Source organism: Micromonospora sp. I033 (assembly GCF_053890995.1).
In genome coordinates this window covers 54,666-73,995 of sequence record NZ_JBSSLX010000004.1, presented here as the reverse complement: position 1 = coordinate 73,995, position 19,330 = coordinate 54,666, and the positions used below count along the sequence as shown (strand labels likewise).

The following is a 19,330-nucleotide window of genomic DNA, read 5'->3' as shown; positions in this document are numbered from 1 at the left end:
GCGGCGGCGCGCACCGCGGCGGCCACCGCTGGGGCGACCCGCGAGTCGAAGACGCTGGGCACGATCACCGTCGGGTTGATCTTGTCCTCGCCGACCACGTCCGCGATGGCCCGGGCCGCCGCGATGGCCATCTCCTCGGTGAACTCCTCGGCGTGCGCGTCGAGCATGCCGCGGAAGACGCCCGGGAAGGCCAGCACGTTGTTGATCTGGTTCGGCTGGTCGGACCGGCCGGTGGCGACCACGGCGGCGTGCTTGCGGGCCTCCCGCGGGTCCACCTCCGGGTCGGGGTTGGCCAGCGCGAAGACGATCGCGTCCTTGGCCATGGTGGCGATGTCGTCGCCGGTGAGCAGGTTCGGGGCGCTCACCCCGATGAACACGTCCGCGCCGCGGATCGCGCCGGGCAGGTCGCCGGAGTAGTTCTCCTTGTTGGTGTGCTCGGCCAGCCACTGCCACGCCGGGTTGAGGTCGGGCAGCCCGCGGTGCAGGGCGCCCTGCCGGTCGTACGCGATGATGTCGCCCACACCCTGGCGCAGCAGCAGCTTCATGATCGCGGTGCCGGCCGCGCCGGCGCCGGAGACCACGACGCGGACGTCGGAGAGGTGCTTGCCCACCACCCGCAGCGCGTTGGTCAGCGCGGCCAGCACGCAGATCGCGGTGCCGTGCTGGTCGTCGTGGAAGACCGGGATGTCCAGCGCCTCGCGCAGCCGGGCCTCGATCTCGAAGCAGCGCGGCGCGGCGATGTCCTCCAGGTTGATGCCCCCGTACGCGGGCGCGATGGCCTTGACGATCTGCACGATCTCGTCGGTGTCCTGGGTGTCCAGCACCACCGGCCAGGCGTCCACCCCGCCGAAGCGCTTGAACAGCGCCGCCTTGCCCTCCATCACCGGCAGCGAGGCGGCCGGCCCGAGGTTGCCCAGGCCGAGCACGGCCGAGCCGTCGCTGACCACGGCTACGGTGTTGCGCTTGATGGTGAGCCGGCGGGCGTCGGCGGGGTTCTCGGCGATCGCCATGCAGACCCGGGCCACTCCCGGCGTGTACGCGCGGGACAGCTCGTCGCGGGTGCGCAGCGCGACCTTCGAGTTGACCTCGATCTTGCCGCCCAGGTGCAGCAGGAACGTCCGGTCGGAGACCTTGCGGACGTCCACCCCGTCGAGCGCGGTCAGCGCGTCGACCACCTGGTCGGCGTGGCTGGCGTCGGCGGTGTCGCAGGTGAGGTCGACGATCACGTGGGCCGGGTCGGAGTCGACCACGTCCAGCGCGGTGACGATGGCGCCCGCCTCGCCCGCCGCGGTGGTCAGCCGCCCGATGGAGGAGGCGTCCGCGGGTACCGCGATCCGGATCGTGATCGAGAATCCGGCACTCGGCAGTCGGGTGTTGGCCACGTAGAACTCCTCCGTCAGCGCTGAGCGGCTCGCCTGGCATTTCTACTCGCCCGCCCAGGTCGGCCGGCATCCGACCCCGCTACCGGTTAGTAGCGCCACGGGCATATAGCAGGTGCGTCGCGCGTTGGGACATGTCAGGATGCTCATGCGAACGGGAAATGCCCCGACAAAAGACATAACGGACAGGAGTCGCGGTTTGCGAGAGCAGGAGACCTTCCTTCCCTACGAGGACGACGAGCTCGACGCCACCACCGGCGAGTACGAGCTGTCGGAGCGGCAGGCGCTGCGGCGGGTCCCCGGCCTCTCCACCGAGCTCACCGACATCACCGAGGTCGAATACCGCCAGCTCCGGCTGGAGCGGGTCGTCCTCGTGGGCGTCTGGACCGAGGGGACCCAGGACGACGCGGACAACAGCCTCACCGAGCTGGCGGCGCTGGCCGAGACGGCCGGCTCGCAGGTGCTCGAGGGGCTGATCCAGCGGCGCAACCGGCCGGACCCGGCCACGTACATCGGTCGGGGCAAGGTCGACGACCTGGGCGCCGTGGTGCTCGCCACCGGCGCCGACACGGTCATCTGCGACGGTGAGCTGTCCCCGTCGCAGCTGCGCAACCTGGAGCAGCGCACCAAGGTCAAGGTGGTCGACCGGACCGCCCTGATCCTCGACATCTTCGCCCAGCACGCGAAGAGCCGCGAGGGCAAGGCGCAGGTCGAGCTGGCCCAGCTCGAATACCTGCTGCCGCGACTGCGCGGTTGGGGTGAGACCCTCTCCCGGCAGACCGGTGGTAGCGGCCGCGGCGGTGGCGCCGGCGGCGGCGTGGGCCTGCGCGGTCCCGGTGAGACCAAGCTCGAGACCGACCGGCGCCGGATCCGGCACCGGATCGCGCGGCTGCGCCGCGAGATCAAGAGCATGACGACGGTACGCCAGACCAAGCGAGCCCGCCGCTCCCGCAACGCGGTGCCCGCGGTGGCCATCGCCGGCTACACCAACGCCGGCAAGTCCAGCCTGCTCAACCGCCTCACCGGGGCGGGCGTGCTGGTGGAGAACGCGCTGTTCGCCACCCTGGACCCGACCACCCGCCGGGCCACCGCCTCGGACGGCCGGCTCTACACCCTCTCCGACACGGTCGGGTTCGTCCGGCACCTGCCGCACCAGATCGTCGAGGCGTTCCGCTCGACGCTGGAGGAGGTCGCCGACGCCGACCTCGTGGTGCACGTGGTCGACGGCACCCACCCGGATCCGGAGGAGCAGGTCCGGGCGGTCCGCGAGGTGCTCGCCGAGGTGGGCGCCGACCGGCTCCCCGAGCTGCTGGTGGTCAACAAGACCGACGCCGCCGACGAGGAGACGCTGCTGCGGCTCAAGCGGCTCTGGCCGGAGGCGGTCTTCGCCTCCGCGCACAGCGGGCGCGGGATCGACGGGCTGCGCGAGGCGATCGAGCAGCGGCTGCCCCGGCCGGCCGTCGAGGTCCGGGCGGTGCTCCCGTACGACCGGGGCGACCTGGTGGCCCGGGTGCACCGGCAGGGCGAGGTGCTCAGCACCGCGCACCTGCCCGAGGGCACGCTGCTGCACGTCCGGGTGGGTCAGGCGCTCGCCGCCGAGCTCGCGCCGTACCGGGCGGGGGACCGGCTCACCAGCGACGAACGGGTGGGCGCCGGGCGGTGAGCCGTCCGGCGTCACCCGCCCGAAACCCGGGCCGTGCGACACTTGGCGCCATGCGGCACGCTGTCTCCTCGGTCACGATCGCGCTGAGCCTCGTCGGCGCGGTCGTGGCGCCGGCCGGGTTCGCCCTGGCGGCTCCCGCCGCGGCCCCCGTGCTGGCCGCGGCTCCCAAGAAGAAGTGCACCGTCGACGACGAGCGGCTCCGGGAGCTGTCCGGCATCGTCGCCACCGGCACCGGCTACGTCGTGATCAACGACGGCACCGAGATCGAGAGCCGGGAGCGGATCTTCTTCCTCGACACCAAGTGCGAGATCGCCAAGGACCCGGTCCGATACGTGGATCCCGGGCCCCGCGACACCGAGGACCTGGCGGTCGGGCCGGACAAGAAGACCCTCTACATCGCGGACACCGGCGACAACGTCGAGGCCAAGACCCGGCGGGAGCGGGTCGCGATCTGGACGATGCCGCTGAGCGGGTCGAAGCAGCCGGTGCTGCACCGGCTGACCTACCCGGGCAACGAGCCGCACGACGCCGAGGCGCTGCTCGTCGGCGACGACAACCTGCCGCTGGTCATCACCAAGGACCTGTCCGGCAAGTCGGAGATCTTCACGCCGACGGTGAAGTTCAAGAGCGGCGGTGACCCCGAGGCCATCCCGATGAAGAAGGTCGGCGAGGTCACCCTGCCCAAGACCAACACCGAGAACAAGCTGGGCGGGCCCGGCCGGCTGCTGGTCACCGGCGCGGCCCGCTCGCCCGACGGCAGCAAGGTGGTGCTGCGCACCTACGGCGACGCCTTCGAGTTCGACGTGACCGGCGGCAACATCGTCGCCGCGCTGACCAGCGGCAAGCCGCGGGTCACCCCCCTCGCGGACCCGTTCGGCGAGGCCATCGCCTACACGCCGGACGGCAGGTCCTTCGTCACGGTCTCCGACGGCGGCCTGCTCGACGCCGCGGACCCGATCGACATCCTCAGCTACACCCCGGCCACCACCGGGGTCGAGGCGCTGCCCAACGCCGGTGAGGACGTGACCAGGCCGGCCGCGGAGAAGTCCTGGATCGAGGGGCTCAGCCTCGACGAGATCACGTACCTGATCGCGGCGCTCGGCGTGCTCGGCGCGCTCATGGTCGGCGCCGGCATCTTCGGCATCCTCAAGGCCCGGCGCAAGCCGGCGCCGACCGACGAACGCGACGACGACTTCCCGGCCAACCCCGGCTTCCCGCCGCCGCCCAACCGGCCCGACGCCCCGCCACGCGGCGGGGTCTACGGCGGCGGTGGCGGCCAGCAGGGCGGGGTCTACGGCGGCGCCCCGGCGAACGGCGCCCGCCCGGCCGGCGGGGTCTACGGCGGCGGCCGCCCGCAGGGCGGCGGTCGTGGCGGCGCGGTCTACGGCGGCGGCCCGCAGGGCGGTGGCCGCCCCCAGGGCGGCGGCGTCTACGGCGGCGGAGGCGCCCCGGGCGGTGGCGGCTACGGCGGTGGCCGCCCGGGCGGCGGAGGCTACGGCCCCGGCCGGGCCGAACCGCCGCGCCGCGAACCCGACCACCGGGACCCGCGCGGTGGCCGCCGCGACGGCGGCTACGGTGACCGGGGCCAGCAGTACGGCCAGGTCTCCGGCGGTGGCCGGGACTACCGGGGCGACCGCTACTGAGCGCACGAGAGAGGGGGGTGACCGCCGGGCCGGCGGTCACCCCCCTTCTTCGTCTCGTCTCAGATGCGGCGCAGCACCGCGACCACGCGGCCCATGATGGTGGCGTCGTCGCCGGGGATCGGGTCGAAGGCCGGGTTCTGCGGCATCAGCCAGACGTGCCCGTCGCGCCGCCGGTAGGTCTTCACCGTCGCCTCGCCGTCGAGCATGGCCGCCACGATGTCGCCGACCTCGGCGGTCGGCTGCTGCCGGACCACCACCCAGTCGCCGTCGCAGATCGCCGCGTCGAGCATCGAGTCGCCCTTGACCTGGAGCATGAAGACCTCGCCCTCACCGACCAGCTCGCGGGGGAGGGGGAAGATGTCCTCCACCGCCTGCTCGGCGAGGATCGGGCCACCGGCGGCGATCCGGCCCAGCATCGGCACGTACGCCGGGGCGGGGCGCTGGGCGCGGGCCGCCTCGTCGTCGACGTCGCCGGGGGCCCGGACGTCCACCGCGCGCGGCCGGTTCGGGTCGCGCCGCAGGAAGCCCTTCTTCTCCAGCTCCTTGAGCTGGTAGGCGACGCTGGACGGGGAGACCAGGCCGACCGCCTCGCCGATCTCGCGCACGCTCGGCGGGTAGCCGTGGCGCTCCACCCAGGTGCGGATGAACTCCAGGATCCGGCGCTGCCGGGCGGTGAGGTCGACCGTCGCCGGGTCGGGGAAGGTGCTGACCACCGGGGTGACCGGACGCACGGCGGGCTGGGCCGCCCGGCTGCGCGCGGTGCGGGGTCGACGGGTCGCCGGCGGACCCGCCCCGTCGATCGGCTGCGGGTTCTTCTGCCGGCTGGCCCGGTCCTCGGTCACGTCCGTCCTCCCTGGTCGGCGCTGGGTGCCTCGTCGGCTCGTGGTGCGTGCTCGATGGTGCTGTGGTCCGGTCCGCCGCGATCCGCCGCGCCCGGTCGTTGTTGACCGTATAGGTGAGATCGGCCATTTTCAAACATCTGTACGACCTGTTGTCGGCGTGTCGCGCCAAAATCCTGGATTTCCGAACGCCTGTTCTGATAAATGGTACGTCGCTCTCGAACGAATGTTCTATCCCGGCGCCCCGTGACCCCGCCGGCCGCCGGCCGTTGGGTGCTTCGGTACGCCGGGGACGGGGTGGCACGGGTGAGTGATTCTGATGACGCGCCGGACACGCGGTTCAACTTGACCTCGCTAGTGCGACGGCATACGGTCAACCCCTAGATGTTGTGGTTACATGGGCGTAAGTCGCCTACAGGTTGGGTCCGGTTACCGACCGCACTCCCGCACCGCCGACCCGGCGGCGGCCATCGAGAGATGGTGCCGCCGCGGTGACGCGTGCCCGGGGGCGGCCGGCGGGCCGCGGTCGATGAAGGAGGTCAGGCGATGCGGTGTCCGTACTGCCGGCATGCCGACTCCCGGGTGGTCGACTCGCGGGAGGCCGACGACGGCCAGCTCATCCGGCGGCGGCGGTCCTGCCCGGAGTGCGGCAAGCGGTTCACCACCGTCGAGGAGGCGGTGCTCGCGGTGGTCAAGCGCAGCGGGGTGACCGAGCCGTTCAGCCGCACCAAGATCATCGGCGGGGTGCGCAAGGCGTGCCAGGGGCGGCCGGTCGACGACGACTCCATCGCACTGCTCGCGCAGAAGGTGGAGGAGACCGTCCGGGCCAAGGGGGCCGCCGAGATCCCCAGCAACGAGGTCGGGCTGGCCATCCTCGGGCCGCTGCGCGACCTCGACGAGGTGGCGTACCTGCGGTTCGCCAGCGTCTACCGCTCCTTCGACTCGCTCGCCGACTTCGAGCGCGAGATCGAGACGCTGCGGGAGGCCGCGCGGGCCCGGGAGGGCGCCGGGGCGGTCGGGGCCGCCGGCGCGACCAGTTGAGTTTCACGGATTTCTGACAGTTTGACGACGCGCGGTGGGTGACCGCGCTGACGAGGGGGGCGAGGGCGTGACGACCAGCAAGTCACGGAACAAGGCCGGGGCAGGGCTGAAGATCGAGCGCGTCTGGACGACCGAGGGGGTGCATCCCTACGACGAGGTCACCTGGGAGCGCCGCGACGTCGTCATGACGAACTGGCGGGACGGCTCGATCAACTTCGAGCAGCGCGGGGTGGAGTTCCCCGAGTCCTGGTCCGTCAACGCGGCCAACATCGTGACCACCAAGTACTTCCGGGGCGCGGTGGGGACCCCGGAGCGGGAGTGGTCGCTCCGGCAGCTCATCGACCGGGTGGTCGGCACCTACCGCACCGCCGGTGAGGAGTACGGCTACTTCGCCAGCCCGGCCGACGCGGAGGTCTTCGCGCACGAGCTGACCTGGATGCTGCTGCACCAGGTGTTCAGCTTCAACTCGCCGGTCTGGTTCAACGTGGGCACGCCCTCGCCGCAGCAGGTCAGCGCGTGCTTCATCCTGTCAGTCGACGACTCGATGGACTCGATCCTGGACTGGTACAAGGAGGAGGGGCTGATCTTCAAAGGCGGCTCCGGCTCCGGCGTCAACCTGTCCCGGATCCGCTCCTCCCGGGAGCTGCTCTCCTCCGGCGGCAACGCCTCCGGCCCGGTCAGCTTCATGCGCGGCGCGGACGCCTCCGCCGGCACCATCAAGTCCGGCGGCGCCACCCGGCGCGCGGCCAAGATGGTCATCCTCGACGTCGACCACCCGGACATCCAGGAGTTCGTGGTCACCAAGGCGCGCGAGGAGGACAAGATCCGCGCGCTGCGGGACGCCGGCTTCGACATGGACCTGGGCGGCGCCGACATCGTCAGCGTGCAGTACCAGAACGCCAACAACTCGGTCCGGGTCTCCGACGAGTTCATGACCGCGGTGGAGAACGGCGGCGGCTTCGACCTGCGCGGCCGGCTCGACGGGCAGACCATCGAGACGATCGACGCCAAGAAGCTGTTCCGCAGCATCTCCCAGGCCGCCTGGGAGTGCGCCGACCCCGGCCTGCAGTACGACGACACCATCAACGACTGGCACACCTGCCCGGAGACCGGGCGGATCACCGCGTCGAACCCGTGCTCGGAGTACCTGCACCTGGACAACTCCTCGTGCAACCTGGCGTCGCTGAACCTCATGAAGTTCATGCGCGCCGACGGCGGCTTCGAGGTGGAGAAGTTCGTCAAGTCGGTCGAGTTCGTCATCACCGCGATGGACATCTCGATCTGCTTCGCCGACTTCCCGACCGAGAAGATCGGTGAGACCAGCCGCGCCTACCGGCAGCTCGGCATCGGCTACGCCAACCTGGGCGCGCTGCTGATGGCCTCCGGCCTGCCGTACGACTCGGAGCAGGGTCGGGAGGTCGCCGCGGCGATCACCTCGCTGATGACCGGCACCGCCTACCGCCGCTCCGCCGAGCTGGCCGGCGTCGTCGGCCCGTACGACGGCTACGCCCGCAACGCGGAGCCGCACAAGCGGGTCATGCGCAAGCACGCCGCCGCCAACGACGCCATCAAGCCGACCGGCACCGTGGCCACCGCCATCCAGCGCGAGGCCACCAGGCAGTGGACGCTCGGCAACAAGGTCGGTGACAAGAACGGCTGGCGCAACTCGCAGGCCAGCGTCCTCGCGCCGACCGGCACCATCGGCTTCATGATGGACTGCGACACGACCGGCGTGGAGCCGGACCTGGCGCTGGTCAAGTTCAAGAAGCTCGTCGGCGGCGGCTCGATGCAGATCGTCAACCAGACCGTGCCGCGTGCCCTGCGCAGCCTCGGCTACCCCGAGGAGCAGGTCGAGGCGATCGTCGAGCACATCGCCGACCACGGCCACGTGGTGGACGCCCCCGGCCTCAAGCCGGAGCACTACCCGGTCTTCGACTGCGCCATGGGCGAGCGGTCCATCGCGCCGATGGGCCACGTGCGGATGATGGCGGCGATCCAGCCGTTCGTCTCCGGCGCCATCTCCAAGACGGTCAACATGCCCGAGCAGGCCACCGTCGAGGACGTCGAGAAGATCTACTTCGAGGGCTGGAAGCTCGGCCTCAAGGCGCTGGCGATCTACCGGGACAACTGCAAGGTCGGCCAGCCGCTCTCGGTGGCCAAGGCGAACAAGGCCACCGCCGAGACCCAGGCCCCGGCCGCCGAGGTCGAGAAGGTCGTGGAGAAGGTCGTCGAGTACCGGCCGGTGCGCAAGCGGCTGCCGAAGAAGCGCCCGTCGGAGACCATCTCGTTCTCGGTCGGCGGCGCGGAGGGCTACCTCACCGCCTCGTCGTACCCGGACGACGGCCTCGGCGAGGTCTTCCTCAAGATGTCGAAGCAGGGCTCGACCCTGGCCGGCGTGATGGACGCCTTCTCGGTGGCCATCTCCATCGGTCTCCAGTACGGCGTCCCGCTGGAGACGTACGTCAGCAAGTTCACCAACATGCGCTTCGAGCCGGCCGGCATGACCGACGACCCGGACGTGCGGATGGCGGCCTCGGTGATGGACTACATCTTCCGTCGCCTGGCCCTGGACTTCCTGCCGTACGAGCGCCGCGCCGAGCTGGGCATCTTCACCGCGAAGGAGCGGGCCGCCCAGCTCGCGGCCGAGGCGGAGGCGGAGGCGAGCGGTGCGGACCTCACCGCGATGGCCGCCTCCGCCCCGGTCGAGGCGCCCGAGCCGAAGGCGGTGGCCCAGCCGAAGCAGGAGATGGCGGACGTCGCCGCCGTCAAGCCGGCGCCGTCGGTGGGCTCCAGCACCGAGCTGCTGGAGGCCGTGATCGGCAAGGCCGCGGACGCGCCGCTCTGCTTCACCTGCGGCACGAAGATGCGGCCGGCCGGCAGCTGCTACGTCTGCGAGGGCTGCGGCTCCACCAGCGGCTGCAGCTGACGCACGACCGGCTCGCGAGCGCGGCAGGGGTCTCCCTGCCGCGCTCGCGGCGTCTGGAGGGGACGAAGCTCACGTCGCTCCGACGGCGGCCGGCTGGGATGCTCGGGCCATGACCACCGCGGACCGCTACGCCACCTTCGCCGCCCGGGAGGCACGCGGGGTGTCGCCCGCGTACGAGCGGCTGTCGGGGGCGGTCGCCCGCGACGGCGAGCTGCTGGCCCGGATCGACACCCTGCCGCCGGCCAAGCGCCAGCCGAACCTGCTCTTCGCCGTGGTCCGGCTGCTCGGCGGCCCGGTCGAGGACCCGGCGGCCTTCCACGAGTACGCACTGGCGAACTGGCCGGCCATCGAGGCGGAGATCCGCACGCGGGCCACGCAGACCAACGAGCCGGGCCGGTGTGCCGTACTCCTGCCGGTGCTGGCGTCGCTGCCGCAGCCCCTCGCGCTGCTGGAGGTCGGCGCCTCCGCGGGCCTGTGCCTCTACCCGGACCGGTACGCCTACCGCTACGGCGAACATTCCCTCGGCGCGGGCGAGCCGGTCCTCGACTGCGCGCTCACCGGGGCGGCACCGCCGGCCCGCCCGCCGGACGTGGTGTGGCGGGCCGGCCTGGATCTCCATCCGCTCGACGTGACCGACCCGGCCGACGTGGCGTGGCTCGACGCGCTCATCTGGCCGGAGCACGCGCACCGCCGCGAGCGGCTGCGGGCCGCCGCGGCTGTCGCCGCGGCCGAGCCGCCCCTGCTGGTCCCGGGTGACCTGGTGGACGACCTGCCGGCGCTGGCCGCGCGGGCGCCCCGGGACGCGACCCTGGTGGTGTTCCACACCTCGGTGCTCTACCAGGTGCCGCCGCCGCGACGGGAAGCGTTCGCCGAGTTGGTCCGCGAGCTGCCCGGGCACTGGATCGCGAACGAGGACCCCGACGTGCTGCCCTACGCCACGCTGCCGGAGCAACCGCCGGGCGGGTTCCACAACGTGCTCGCGCTCGACGGACAGCCGCTGGCCTGGACCCGCGGGCACGGCCAGGCGATCACGTGGTTCGGGTAGGCGCCCGGCCGCCCGCCATCGTCTCGATCTCGGACACTTGTTGTTCGCGGTGGACGGTAAGTGTCCAAGATTCACCGGGGAGCGCCGGCGCCCGGTGCTTCATAGACTGGGGTCGTGGTGGCGCTGCCGGTCGTCGAGGAGTTCGTTCGTGAGCTCGCGGCGCTCGGGTGGGTCACCGATCTGCTGGTCGCGGGGTCGCTGGCAACCGGCGACTACCGGCCCGGCGTCAGCGATCTCGACCTGGTGGCGCTGACCGACGGCCCGGTCGACGCCGCGCGGGAGGCGACCCTGGTCGCCGTGCACCGCCGCCTGGACGCGGGCAGCGCCGCCGGGCTGCACCTGGGCTGCGTCTACGTCGACGGCGCCACCATCCCCGACGGCGACCGGAAGCATCCGACGTGGACGCACGGGCAGCTCGTCCAGCGCATCCTGTCCGGCGTCACCCGGGCGGAGCTGGTCCGGCACGGGTACGCGGCCTTCGGCCGCCCACCCGGCGAGGTGTTCCCGCCGGTGAGCGACGACGACGTACGCGCCGCCGCCCGCGCCGAACTCACCGGCTACTGGGCCTGGGCCGCCCGGAGGCCGTGGCTGTGGCTGGATCCCGCCCTCACCGACCTGGGGCTCACCTCGATGGCCCGCGGCCGGCACGCGCTGCGCCACGGCGACCTGCTCACCAAGACCAGGGCCGTCGAGGCGGCGCACGCGCCGGCCTGGCTGATCGAGCAACTGCAGGCCCGTCGCCGAGGGGAGAACGTCCCCTCGCCCCGGATCCGCACCGCCCTGATCGCCTGGCGGGATGCCCGCCGCACGGTGGCGAGAGCGCGTGACCCGAGGTGGTGGGGCGGTCCGGGCCGGACCTGACGACCGTGCTCGCGCTGGACGGGACGCCGCTCGCCTGGACCCGGGGGCCACGGCCAGGCGGTCACCTGGTTCGGGTAGCGCTCCGGACGCCTGGAGCCGACGGAAGCAGCCGTCGCACCTGGTCCGCCGCCGACCAGCCGCCGGTCAGGCACCAGAGGGCGATGACCGGGTCACAGATGGCGCAGCCGTGGGAGGAGCCGGGCGCGAACGGGATGATCGGCGCCCCCTTCAGGTGGTGTACGACGTCCCAGGCGGTGTGCAGGAGCCAGCCGATCCCGATCCACCTCCAGGACGTCAGGCCCCGCCAGCCCACGTAGACCATCAGCGCGACGAAGGGAAACTCCCCGGCGCCGAGACCACCGCCGCTGAGATACGCCGCCCCGGCCCCGGCGACCATGATCGCGTTGAGGTGGCGGCGGTGCGGTTCGGGGATCGGGGCGTTGAGGCACACGTACAGGGCGCCGATGAGCACTGGCACGAGAATGGTCATGGTGGCCGATTCTGGGGCCCGGCCGGTGTGGCCGGCAGGGGCCGGCGAGCCGACCCTCGACGGATTCGCGCCAGGATGTACCCATGCATGAGGTGGTGGTTCTCGCCTACGACGGCGTCGTCCCGTTCGACCTGTCCGTGCCGGTCGAGGTGTTCGGCCGGGCGCACCTGGCCGACGGGCCGCCCCGCCTACCGGGTGCGGGTGTGCGCGGTCACCAATGAGGTTCGGGCGGGCGCGGTCAGCATCCGGGCACCCCACGACCTCTCCGCGCTGGCCGAGGCCGACACCGTCGTCGTGCCGGGGACAGCCGACCTCGACGCGGCGGTGCCCGTCGCGATCCTGGGTGCGCTCGCCGCCACCCCGGCCCGGCTGGTGTCGATCTGCACCGGCGCCTTCGTGCTGGCCGCCGCGGGGCGGCTCGACGGCCGGCGGGCCACCACCCACTGGGCCGCCGCGGCCGAGCTGGCCCGCCGCCACCCCGCCGTCACCGTCGACCCCGACGTGCTGTTCGTCGCGGACGGGCCGGTGCTGACGTCGGCCGGCGCGGCGGCCGGGCTCGACCTGTGCCTGCATGTCGTGCGCAGCGACCACGGTGCCGCCGTCGCCGCGGAGACCGCACGGAGCTGCGTCATGCCGCTGGAGCGCGCGGGCGGTCAGGCGCAGTTCATCGCGTACGAGCCACCGACGCCGGCCGGGCAGAGCCTGCAACCGCTGCTGGTCTGGCTGACCGACAACCTGCACCGCCCGCTCGCCCTGGCCGACATCGCCGCGCGCGCCTCGATGAGCACGCGCTCGCTCAGCCGGCACTTCCGCGACCAGACCGGTTCCACCCCCGTCCAGTGGCTCAACCGGCAGCGGATCCGTCGCGCGCAGCAGTTGCTGGAACGGACCGATCAGCCGGTGGAACGGGTCGGCGCGCTCGTCGGCTTCACCTCCCCGACCGCCTTCCGCGAATCCTTCCGCCAGGTCGTCGGCGTCCCGCCCCGCGCCTACCGCGCCGCGTTCCCGCCCTCACCTCGTCGCTGACGGTGTCGCACCGCAACGTGATCAACGGCGATCGGCGGTGGCGACCTCGGCGAGGCGGGTGGTGAGGAAGGCGCGCTCGGCCTCGTTGTCGACCAGAGCCAGGGCCGCGCGGTAGGCGTCCGCCGCCTCCGCAGGCCGGTCGAGGCGGCGCAGCAGGTCGGCGCGGATCGCCGGCAGGTAGTGGTAGCCGGCCAGCCGGGCGTCCGCGGCGAGAAGATCCACCTCCGCCAGGGCGGCCGCCGGGCCGTCGACCATCGACACCGCCACCGCCCGGTTCAACGCGACCACCGGGGACGACCAGCGCTTCAGCAGTTCGTCGTAGAGGCGTACCACCTGGGGCCAGTCGGTGGCGGCGTAGCTGGGCGCGACCGCGTGCAGCGAGGCGATGGCGGCCTGGAGGGCGTACCGGCCGACCCGGCCGGTGCGGAACGCGCCCAGGACCAGCTGACTGCCCTCGGCGATGGCCGTCCGGTCCCAGCGCGACCGGTCCTGTTCCTCCAACACCAGCAGCCGCCCGGAACCGTCGGTGCGGGTGGCCCGGCGGGCGTCGGTGAGCAGCAGCAGGGCGAGCAGCCCGCGTACCTCCGGCTCGTCGGGCATCAGCGCGAGCAGCATCCGGGTCAGGTGCACCGCCCGGTCGACCAGGTCGGCGCGGACCAGGTCGGCCCCGGTCGGCGCGGTGTGCCCGGTGGTGAAGAGCAGGTGGATCACGGTGAGCACGGCGTCGAGCCGTTCGGGCAGCTCGGCGGCCTCCGGCACCCGGTACGGGATCCGGGCGGCGGCGATCTTCTTCTTGGCCCGGGTGACCCGGGCCGCCATGGTGGTCTCGGTGACCAGGAACGCCCGGGCGATGTCGCCGGTGGCCACCCCGCAGACCAGGCGCAGGGTCAGCGCCACCTGCGCCTCCCGGGCCAGCGCCGGGTGGCAGCAGGTGAACACCAGCCGCAGCCGGTCGTCGGGGACCGCGTCCCCGCCGGGCTCGTCCGTCATCTCGGCCTCCGCCGGTTCGACGAGCAGGGGCATCTTCGACCGGAACACCTTCTCCCGGCGCAGCACGTCGAGCGCCTTGCGCTTCGCCGTGGCGGTGAGCCAGGCGCCCGGCTTGTCGGGTACGCCGTCCCGCGCCCAGGCGGCCAGCGCGGCGAGGTAGGCGTCCTGCACGCACTCCTCGGCCACGTCGAGGTCGCCGGCGACGCGCGCCGTCGCGGCGAGCACGAAGGCCCACTCGCGACGGTGCGCGTCCGCCACGGCGCGTTCGGCGGCGACGGTGGCGGTGTCGCTCACTCGGCCGGCGGCTGGAAGAGCGGCCGGACCTCGACGCCGCCGTCGATGGTGGCCGGGTTCAGCTTGGCGATCTTCAGGGCCACGTCCAGGTCGGGCGCCTCCAGGATGTAGAACCCGGCGACGACCTCCTTGGCCTCGATGAACGGGCCGTCGGTGACCAGGTCGCCGCGGATCGCCGTGGCGGTGGTGCTCGGCTGGAGCGCGAACCCGGTGAGGATCTGCCCGCCCAGCTCGGTGACCTGGTCGCCGTACCGCTCCAGCAGGGCCACGTAGTCGGGGGTCAGGTCCATCGGGTCGGCGGGCGCGGGCGAGTAGACGAGGACTGCGTACTGGGCCATCGGTGTCTCCTTGGGTTGTCGTTTTCCCTCTTCCGCCTCACCGACGGACGGGCCCGGCCGGATTCGACAGCGGCCCGGGAAAAATCTTGCCTCTTTTCACGAGCTCGCGAAGTCCCGCATCCGGCGCAGCGGGGAACAGACCACGAACAGCGCCGCGCTCCACATGCCGAGCACGCAGACCAGCAGCGCCGGGCGAAGCCCGAGCCGGGTGCCGAGGGCGCCGCCGAGCAGGGCGCCGAGCGGGATGACGCCGTAGCAGATCCACAGGAACGCGGCGTTGACCCGGCCGAGCAGCCGGGCCGGGGTGACCCGCTGCCGGTAGGACATGGCCGTTACGTTGAACAGCACCGCGTTGGCCGCGAACGCGGCGGTGCCGACCGCGTAGAGCAGGGCGCCCCAGCCGGGCCTGGCCAGCGGCATCAGCAGGTAGAGCGGGCCGGGCGCGGCCATCGACACCCAGATGGTCCGGGCGGTGCCGAGCAGCGCCGTCACCCGCCCGGCCAGCACGCCGGCCAGCAGCCCGCCCACCGACCCCAGGCTGAACAGGACGCCGATGGTGGCCGGGGCGGCGTGCAGCACACGCAGCAGGTACGGCACCTCGATGGCCTGAGCGGCCATCACGAAGAAGTTCGAGGTGGCGGTGCAGGCGAGCACCAGGGCGAGGATCCGCTGGCGGCGGATGAACCCGAGCCCCTCGGTCAGCGCCGCCCGGACCGGCACCCGGCCCTCGGTGCGCGGCGCCGGGCGGTGCCGGACCAGCAGCAGCGTGACCGCGCTGGCCAGGAAGCTGGCGGCGTCGACGACGAAGGTCCGGGCCGCGCCGAGCAGCCCGACGAGCACGCCACCGGCGCTCGGCCCGGCCAGCTGGGCCAGGTTCTCGCTCACCTCCAGGCGCGCGTTGGCCGAGGTCAGGTCGTCCGCCGGGACGAGCGCGGGCAGCAGGCTCCGGTACGCCACGGTGAACGCGACGGTCAGCACGCCGGTGAGCCCGACCACCGCGTACAGGAAGGCCAGCGTGAGGTGGCCGACCAGGGCGACCACCGGCACCGACAGCAGCAGCGCCGCCCGGCCCAGGTCGCAGGCGACCATCAGCCGCCGCTGGTCGACCCGGTCGGCCAGCATCCCGGCCGGCAGCGAGAAGAGGAGGTACGGCAGCCAGGCCAGGAAGGTGAACAGGGAGACCTGGAAGACGGTGGCGTCGAGCACGTCCGCGGCCAGCAGCGGCACCGCCACCCCGGAGATCCGGGTGCCCACCTCGCTGACCGTCTGGCCGCTCCAGAGCAGCAGGAAGTCCCGGCTCCGCCACAGCGAGGTGCGGGTTCCGGTGGTCGGGGGCGTCAGTTGCTGGGTCACCGCTGAGGGCCTGTCCGTCGGGGTCACGGGTTCGCGACCCGGCAGGTTATCCCGCCGGTCCGCTGCGGGGCGCGGCATTTCTCCCGGCCGGAGACGTTCGTCGCTCGGCCGGGTCGGGTGCGGGCGGACGCCGGGCCGGCCGGCGACTAGGGTCGACCTTCATGATCGAACCGAGCTGGCTCACCGAGACGCGGGCCGCCTACGACACGGTCGCCGTGGACTACGCGCGGCTGCTCCCCGAGGTGGTGGAGGGCCCGCTCGACCGGGGGATGCTTGTCGCGTTCGCCGAGCTGGTCGGGCCCGGCCGGCCGGTGCTGGAGGTGGGCTGCGGGACCGGGCGGGTCACCGCCCACCTGCGCGGTCTCGGCCTGGACGTCGCCGGGGTCGACCTCTCGCCGGGGATGGTCGAGGTGGCCCGCGCGGCCCACCCGGAGCTGCGCTTCGAGGTCGGTTCGATGACCGCGCTGGCCACGCCCGACGCGGCGCTCGCCGGGCTCGTCGCCTGGTACTCGATCATCCACCTGCCGCCGGAGCTGCTGCCCGAGGTGTTCGCCGAGTTCCACCGGGTGCTCGCCCCGGGCGGTCACCTGCTGCTCGCGGTCAAGGCCGGCGACCGGCGGATCCGGCTGGAGCAGGCGTACGGCCACACCGTCTCGTACGACGTGCACTGGCTGCCGCCGGAACGGCTGGCCGCGCAGCTCACGGCGGCCGGCCTGGCCGTGCACGCCACGCTGGTCCGCGAAGCGGAGGAACTCGATCGGGGTCCGCAGGCGTTTCTCCTCGCTCGGAAGGCTGTCCGGTGACCGTCGCGCTCTTCACCCTCGGCGGCACGATCGCCATGGCCGGCAGCGGCGCGCAGGGAGTCGTCAGCCGGCTCACCGGCGCCAACCTCACGGCCGCCGTGCCCGGGCTCGCCGACATCCCGCTCGACGTGCGGGACGTCGAGGCGGTGCCCAGCGCCGCGCTGGCGTACCGGCAGATCCTGGACCTGGTGGACGCGGCCGGCGCGGCGGTCGCCGACGGGGCGACCGGCGTGGTGGTCACCCAGGGAACCGACACGCTGGAGGAGACCGCGTTCCTGGCCGACCTGGTCTGGCCGCACCCGGCGCCGCTGGTGTTCACCGGCGCGATGCGCAACCCCACCCTGGCCGGCCCGGACGGCCCGGCCAACCTGCTGGCCGCCGCCCGGGTCGCCGCCGCGCCGGCCGCACGGGACCTCGGCGTGCTGGTGGCGTTCAACGACGAGGTCCACGCCGCCCGGTTCGTCCGCAAGACCCACAGCACCAGTACGGCCACCTTCGCCTCGCCCAACGCCGGCCCGCTCGGGCACGTGATCGAGGGCGCGGTACGCCTGCTCACCCGCCCGCCCCGGCGCGCCCCGCTGCCGCCGGTGGACCGGGACCGGCTCGCCGCCACCCGGGTGGCGCTGCACACCGTCACCCTCGACGACGACCTGGCGCTGCTCGACGCGCTCGCCCCCGGCCTGGACGGGCTGGTGGTGGCCGGCTTCGGGGTGGGGCACGTCCCGCCGGATCTCGCCCCGGCGCTGGGCGCGCTGGCCGCCCGGATGCCGGTGGTGCTCGCCTCGCGGACCGGGGCGGGTTCGGTGCTGCGGAACACCTACGGCGCGGTCGGTTCGGAGACCGACCTGCGGCGGCGCGGGCTGGTCTGCGGCGGGCTGCTCGACCCGTACAAGGCCAAGGTGCTGCTCCGCATGCTGCTGGCCGGGGGCGCGGACCGGGCGGCGGTCGCCGAGGCCTTCGCCCGCCACGGCTGAACCGGCGCGGTTGCTCCGTAGACTCGCCCGGTGACCGGAGAGCGACGACCCCTGGCGGACCGGCCGTTGACCGAGCCGCACCCGTCGCGGCTGTCGCCCGACCACCCGGACCGGGAGCGGATCCTGGCCGCGCACGCCGCCGCCCTGGCCGCCGGGGAGGCCGGCTACCTGGACCCGGCCACCGGGCTCTTCGTGCTCAGCGCCGGTTTCCTGGCCCGACGGGGCACGTGCTGCGGGCGAGGATGCCGGCACTGTCCGTATGTGGACGATTGAGGACTTCCGTCCCCGGCGAGCAGCCCGTACGGTGTCCGACGGACATCCGGCGGGCGGCCCCCGCCGACGACTGCGGAGGTCTCCACGTGCGCGCCCGGACCTGGCTGGCCGCTTCGGCCGTACTGCTGACCGCCGGCTGCGCCAAGGAGGCCCCGCCGGTGGCGGTGCCGGCGGCGGAACCGCGGGCGGTCGAGGTCGCCGCGGCCTCGTCGGGCGGGGCGTGCCGGCTGCTCGACTTCGCGGTGATCGCCAAGCACACCGGCGGAAGGTTCGACGTGGCCGCCGCCACGGACAAGGGCGACACCCACACGTGTGTGGTCCGCGCCGAGGGAGCCGTCCTGCCGGAGCTGACCCTCACGGTGACCGACACGTCGATCGACACGTCGAGCTTCACCCTGGACGTGCTGCCCCGGGGCGCGAAGAAGGTCACCAAGCTGGGGAAGATCGGCTACCGGCACACGCTGCCGAAGACCGCGAAGAACGGCCCGGCGGCGGAGGTGGGCTGGCTCGCCGGCGAGGGGCGGCTGGCCACGCTGCGGTGGACCAGCCCGCGCGGCACCGCCACGGCCGAGGCCGAGAAGGTGGCCGGCAAGCTGGTCAACCTCGCCAAGGTGATCGACACCCGGCAGCTCTGACCGGCCCGCGCGGGCGGGACCGGGCGGGTCAGCGGGCCGCGACGAACACCCGGGAGGCCACCTCACGGGGCAGCCGGACCCGGTCGCCGGAGCGGTCGATGGACACGCCGTCGCGCTCCTGGGCCACGGTCACCGTGGCGCCCGGGTCGACGCCCGCGGCGTGCAGCTGCCGGAGCACGTCGGCGTCGGTCTGCACGCTCTCGCAGATCCGCCGCACCACGACCGGCCCGGAGAGGCCGGGGAAGGCCAGGTTGCGCTCGCCCTCGGCGGTCTCGGCCGCCAGCGGGCCCGGGTCGCCCAGCTCCTCAAGGCCCGGGATCGGGTTGCCGTAGGGCGAGCGGGTCGGGCGGTTGAGCAGGTCGTAGACCCGCTTCTCGACCGCGTCGCTCATCACGTGCTCCCACCGGCAGGCCTCCTCGTGGGCCTCCTCGTAGGGCATCCCGATCACGTTGACCAGCAGCAGCTCGGCCAGCCGGTGCTTGCGCATGACCGAAACCGCCGAGTTGCGGCCCAGCTCGGTGAGCGTCAGGTGACGGTCGCCCTCGACGGTGAGCAGGCCGTCCCGCTCCATCCGGGCGACGGTCTGGCTGACCGTGGGGCCGCTCTGCTTCAGCCGCTCGGCGATCCGGGCACGGAGCGGCGGCACCCCCTCCTCCTCCAGCTCGAGGATGGTGCGCAGGTACATCTCGGTCGTGTCGACCAGGTCATGCTTCACGTCAGCGGCCTCCCGGCGTTCGATGCTACCCCGGACCCCCGA

Annotated in this window: 17 protein-coding genes and 1 pseudogene; 11 read left to right on the top strand and 7 right to left on the bottom strand. The window is 73.2% G+C overall.

What is annotated here, in order from left to right; all coding sequences use genetic code 11:
- The coding region (locus ACW0Q9_RS01555) for a malic enzyme-like NAD(P)-binding protein (RefSeq protein ID WP_456177887.1) at positions 1 to 1,382 on the bottom strand (1,382 nt) is incomplete at its 3' end.
- A 196-nt stretch (positions 1,383 to 1,578) separates the two neighbouring features.
- Between ACW0Q9_RS01555 and hflX the strand changes: the two genes are divergently transcribed.
- A complete protein-coding gene (hflX, locus tag ACW0Q9_RS01550) occupies positions 1,579 to 3,042 on the top strand; it encodes a GTPase HflX (RefSeq protein ID WP_456177902.1) in 1,464 nt (487 codons plus the stop codon).
- A gap of 50 nt (positions 3,043 to 3,092) precedes the next feature.
- A complete protein-coding gene (locus ACW0Q9_RS01545) occupies positions 3,093 to 4,685 on the top strand; it encodes a hypothetical protein (protein ID WP_456177885.1) in 1,593 nt (530 codons plus the stop codon).
- Positions 4,686 to 4,744: 59 nt separating this feature from the next.
- On the opposite strand, the gene lexA is transcribed toward ACW0Q9_RS01545, so the two are convergent.
- The gene (gene lexA / locus ACW0Q9_RS01540; RefSeq protein ID WP_456177883.1) at positions 4,745 to 5,527 is read right to left on the bottom strand and encodes a transcriptional repressor LexA; all 783 of its coding nucleotides are present in this window, start codon (positions 5,525 to 5,527) and stop codon (positions 4,745 to 4,747) included.
- Between the two features lie 543 nt (positions 5,528 to 6,070).
- On the opposite strand from lexA, the gene nrdR reads away from it, so the two are divergent.
- The 4 genes from nrdR to ACW0Q9_RS01520 all read left to right on the top strand — a co-directional run bounded on the left by nrdR (position 6,071) and on the right by ACW0Q9_RS01520 (position 11,397).
- A complete protein-coding gene (gene nrdR, locus ACW0Q9_RS01535) occupies positions 6,071 to 6,565 on the top strand; it encodes a transcriptional regulator NrdR (protein ID WP_355642742.1) in 495 nt (164 codons plus the stop codon).
- Positions 6,566 to 6,599: 34 nt separating this feature from the next.
- Entirely contained in the window at positions 6,600 to 9,491 is a 2,892-nt protein-coding gene (locus ACW0Q9_RS01530) for a vitamin B12-dependent ribonucleotide reductase (RefSeq protein ID WP_456177881.1), read from the top strand.
- A 109-nt stretch (positions 9,492 to 9,600) separates the two neighbouring features.
- Positions 9,601 to 10,536, top strand: coding sequence for a DUF2332 domain-containing protein (locus tag ACW0Q9_RS01525; protein WP_456177879.1), 936 nt, complete (start codon positions 9,601 to 9,603; stop codon positions 10,534 to 10,536).
- A gap of 123 nt (positions 10,537 to 10,659) precedes the next feature.
- On the top strand, positions 10,660 to 11,397 hold the full coding sequence (locus ACW0Q9_RS01520; RefSeq protein WP_456177900.1) for a nucleotidyltransferase domain-containing protein: 738 nt from the start codon (positions 10,660 to 10,662) through the stop codon (positions 11,395 to 11,397).
- Positions 11,398 to 11,458: 61 nt separating this feature from the next.
- Here the strand turns inward: ACW0Q9_RS01520 and ACW0Q9_RS01515 are convergent, their stop codons facing one another.
- The gene (locus ACW0Q9_RS01515; RefSeq protein WP_456177877.1) at positions 11,459 to 11,887 is read right to left on the bottom strand and encodes a DUF6010 family protein; all 429 of its coding nucleotides are present in this window, start codon (positions 11,885 to 11,887) and stop codon (positions 11,459 to 11,461) included.
- Between the two features lie 83 nt (positions 11,888 to 11,970).
- On the opposite strand from ACW0Q9_RS01515, the pseudogene ACW0Q9_RS01510 reads away from it, so the two are divergent.
- A pseudogene (locus ACW0Q9_RS01510) lies at positions 11,971 to 12,913 on the top strand (GlxA family transcriptional regulator).
- Between the two features lie 21 nt (positions 12,914 to 12,934).
- Here ACW0Q9_RS01510 and ACW0Q9_RS01505 read toward each other — a convergent pair.
- The 3 genes from ACW0Q9_RS01505 to ACW0Q9_RS01495 form a co-directional block, all read right to left on the bottom strand.
- A complete protein-coding gene (locus ACW0Q9_RS01505; protein WP_456177899.1) occupies positions 12,935 to 14,128 on the bottom strand; it encodes an RNA polymerase sigma factor in 1,194 nt (397 codons plus the stop codon).
- Between the two features lie 65 nt (positions 14,129 to 14,193).
- Positions 14,194 to 14,535, bottom strand: coding sequence for a YciI family protein (locus tag ACW0Q9_RS01500; RefSeq protein ID WP_151461360.1), 342 nt, complete (start codon positions 14,533 to 14,535; stop codon positions 14,194 to 14,196).
- 96 nt (positions 14,536 to 14,631) lie between these two features.
- The gene (locus ACW0Q9_RS01495) at positions 14,632 to 15,888 is read right to left on the bottom strand and encodes an MFS transporter (protein WP_456177874.1); all 1,257 of its coding nucleotides are present in this window, start codon (positions 15,886 to 15,888) and stop codon (positions 14,632 to 14,634) included.
- Between the two features lie 161 nt (positions 15,889 to 16,049).
- Here ACW0Q9_RS01495 and ACW0Q9_RS01490 point away from each other — a divergent pair, with 161 nt between their 5' ends.
- The 4 genes from ACW0Q9_RS01490 to ACW0Q9_RS01475 all read left to right on the top strand — a co-directional run bounded on the left by ACW0Q9_RS01490 (position 16,050) and on the right by ACW0Q9_RS01475 (position 18,573).
- Positions 16,050 to 16,691 carry a class I SAM-dependent DNA methyltransferase gene (locus tag ACW0Q9_RS01490; RefSeq protein WP_456177872.1) on the top strand — a complete coding sequence of 214 codons (642 nt, stop codon included), beginning with the start codon at positions 16,050 to 16,052 and terminating at the stop codon, positions 16,689 to 16,691.
- A complete protein-coding gene (locus tag ACW0Q9_RS01485) occupies positions 16,688 to 17,665 on the top strand; it encodes an asparaginase domain-containing protein (protein WP_456177871.1) in 978 nt (325 codons plus the stop codon). Before ACW0Q9_RS01490 ends, ACW0Q9_RS01485 begins: the two co-directional genes overlap by 4 nt.
- A gap of 30 nt (positions 17,666 to 17,695) precedes the next feature.
- Complete coding sequence (locus ACW0Q9_RS01480; protein WP_088970449.1) at positions 17,696 to 17,938, top strand: DUF5522 domain-containing protein; 243 nt, start codon at positions 17,696 to 17,698, stop codon at positions 17,936 to 17,938.
- 86 nt (positions 17,939 to 18,024) lie between these two features.
- Positions 18,025 to 18,573 carry a hypothetical protein gene (locus ACW0Q9_RS01475; protein ID WP_456177868.1) on the top strand — a complete coding sequence of 183 codons (549 nt, stop codon included), beginning with the start codon at positions 18,025 to 18,027 and terminating at the stop codon, positions 18,571 to 18,573.
- A 28-nt stretch (positions 18,574 to 18,601) separates the two neighbouring features.
- Here the strand turns inward: ACW0Q9_RS01475 and ACW0Q9_RS01470 are convergent, their stop codons facing one another.
- Complete coding sequence (locus ACW0Q9_RS01470; RefSeq protein ID WP_456177866.1) at positions 18,602 to 19,288, bottom strand: metal-dependent transcriptional regulator; 687 nt, start codon at positions 19,286 to 19,288, stop codon at positions 18,602 to 18,604.
- Positions 19,289 to 19,330: the final 42 nt, after the last annotated feature.

Excerpts from the sequence above, each read along its gene's own strand:
- ACW0Q9_RS01515 (WP_456177877.1), bottom strand. The coding sequence starts at position 11,887 with ATGACCATTCTCGTGCCAGTGCTCATCGGCGCCCTGTACGTGTGCCTC.
- ACW0Q9_RS01525 (WP_456177879.1), top strand. The coding sequence starts at position 9,601 with ATGACCACCGCGGACCGCTACGCCACCTTCGCCGCCCGGGAGGCACGC.
- ACW0Q9_RS01500 (WP_151461360.1), bottom strand. The coding sequence starts at position 14,535 with ATGGCCCAGTACGCAGTCCTCGTCTACTCGCCCGCGCCCGCCGACCCG.
- ACW0Q9_RS01490 (WP_456177872.1), top strand. The coding sequence starts at position 16,050 with ATGATCGAACCGAGCTGGCTCACCGAGACGCGGGCCGCCTACGACACG.
- nrdR (WP_355642742.1), top strand. The coding sequence starts at position 6,071 with ATGCGGTGTCCGTACTGCCGGCATGCCGACTCCCGGGTGGTCGACTCG.
- ACW0Q9_RS01545 (WP_456177885.1), top strand. The coding sequence starts at position 3,093 with ATGCGGCACGCTGTCTCCTCGGTCACGATCGCGCTGAGCCTCGTCGGC.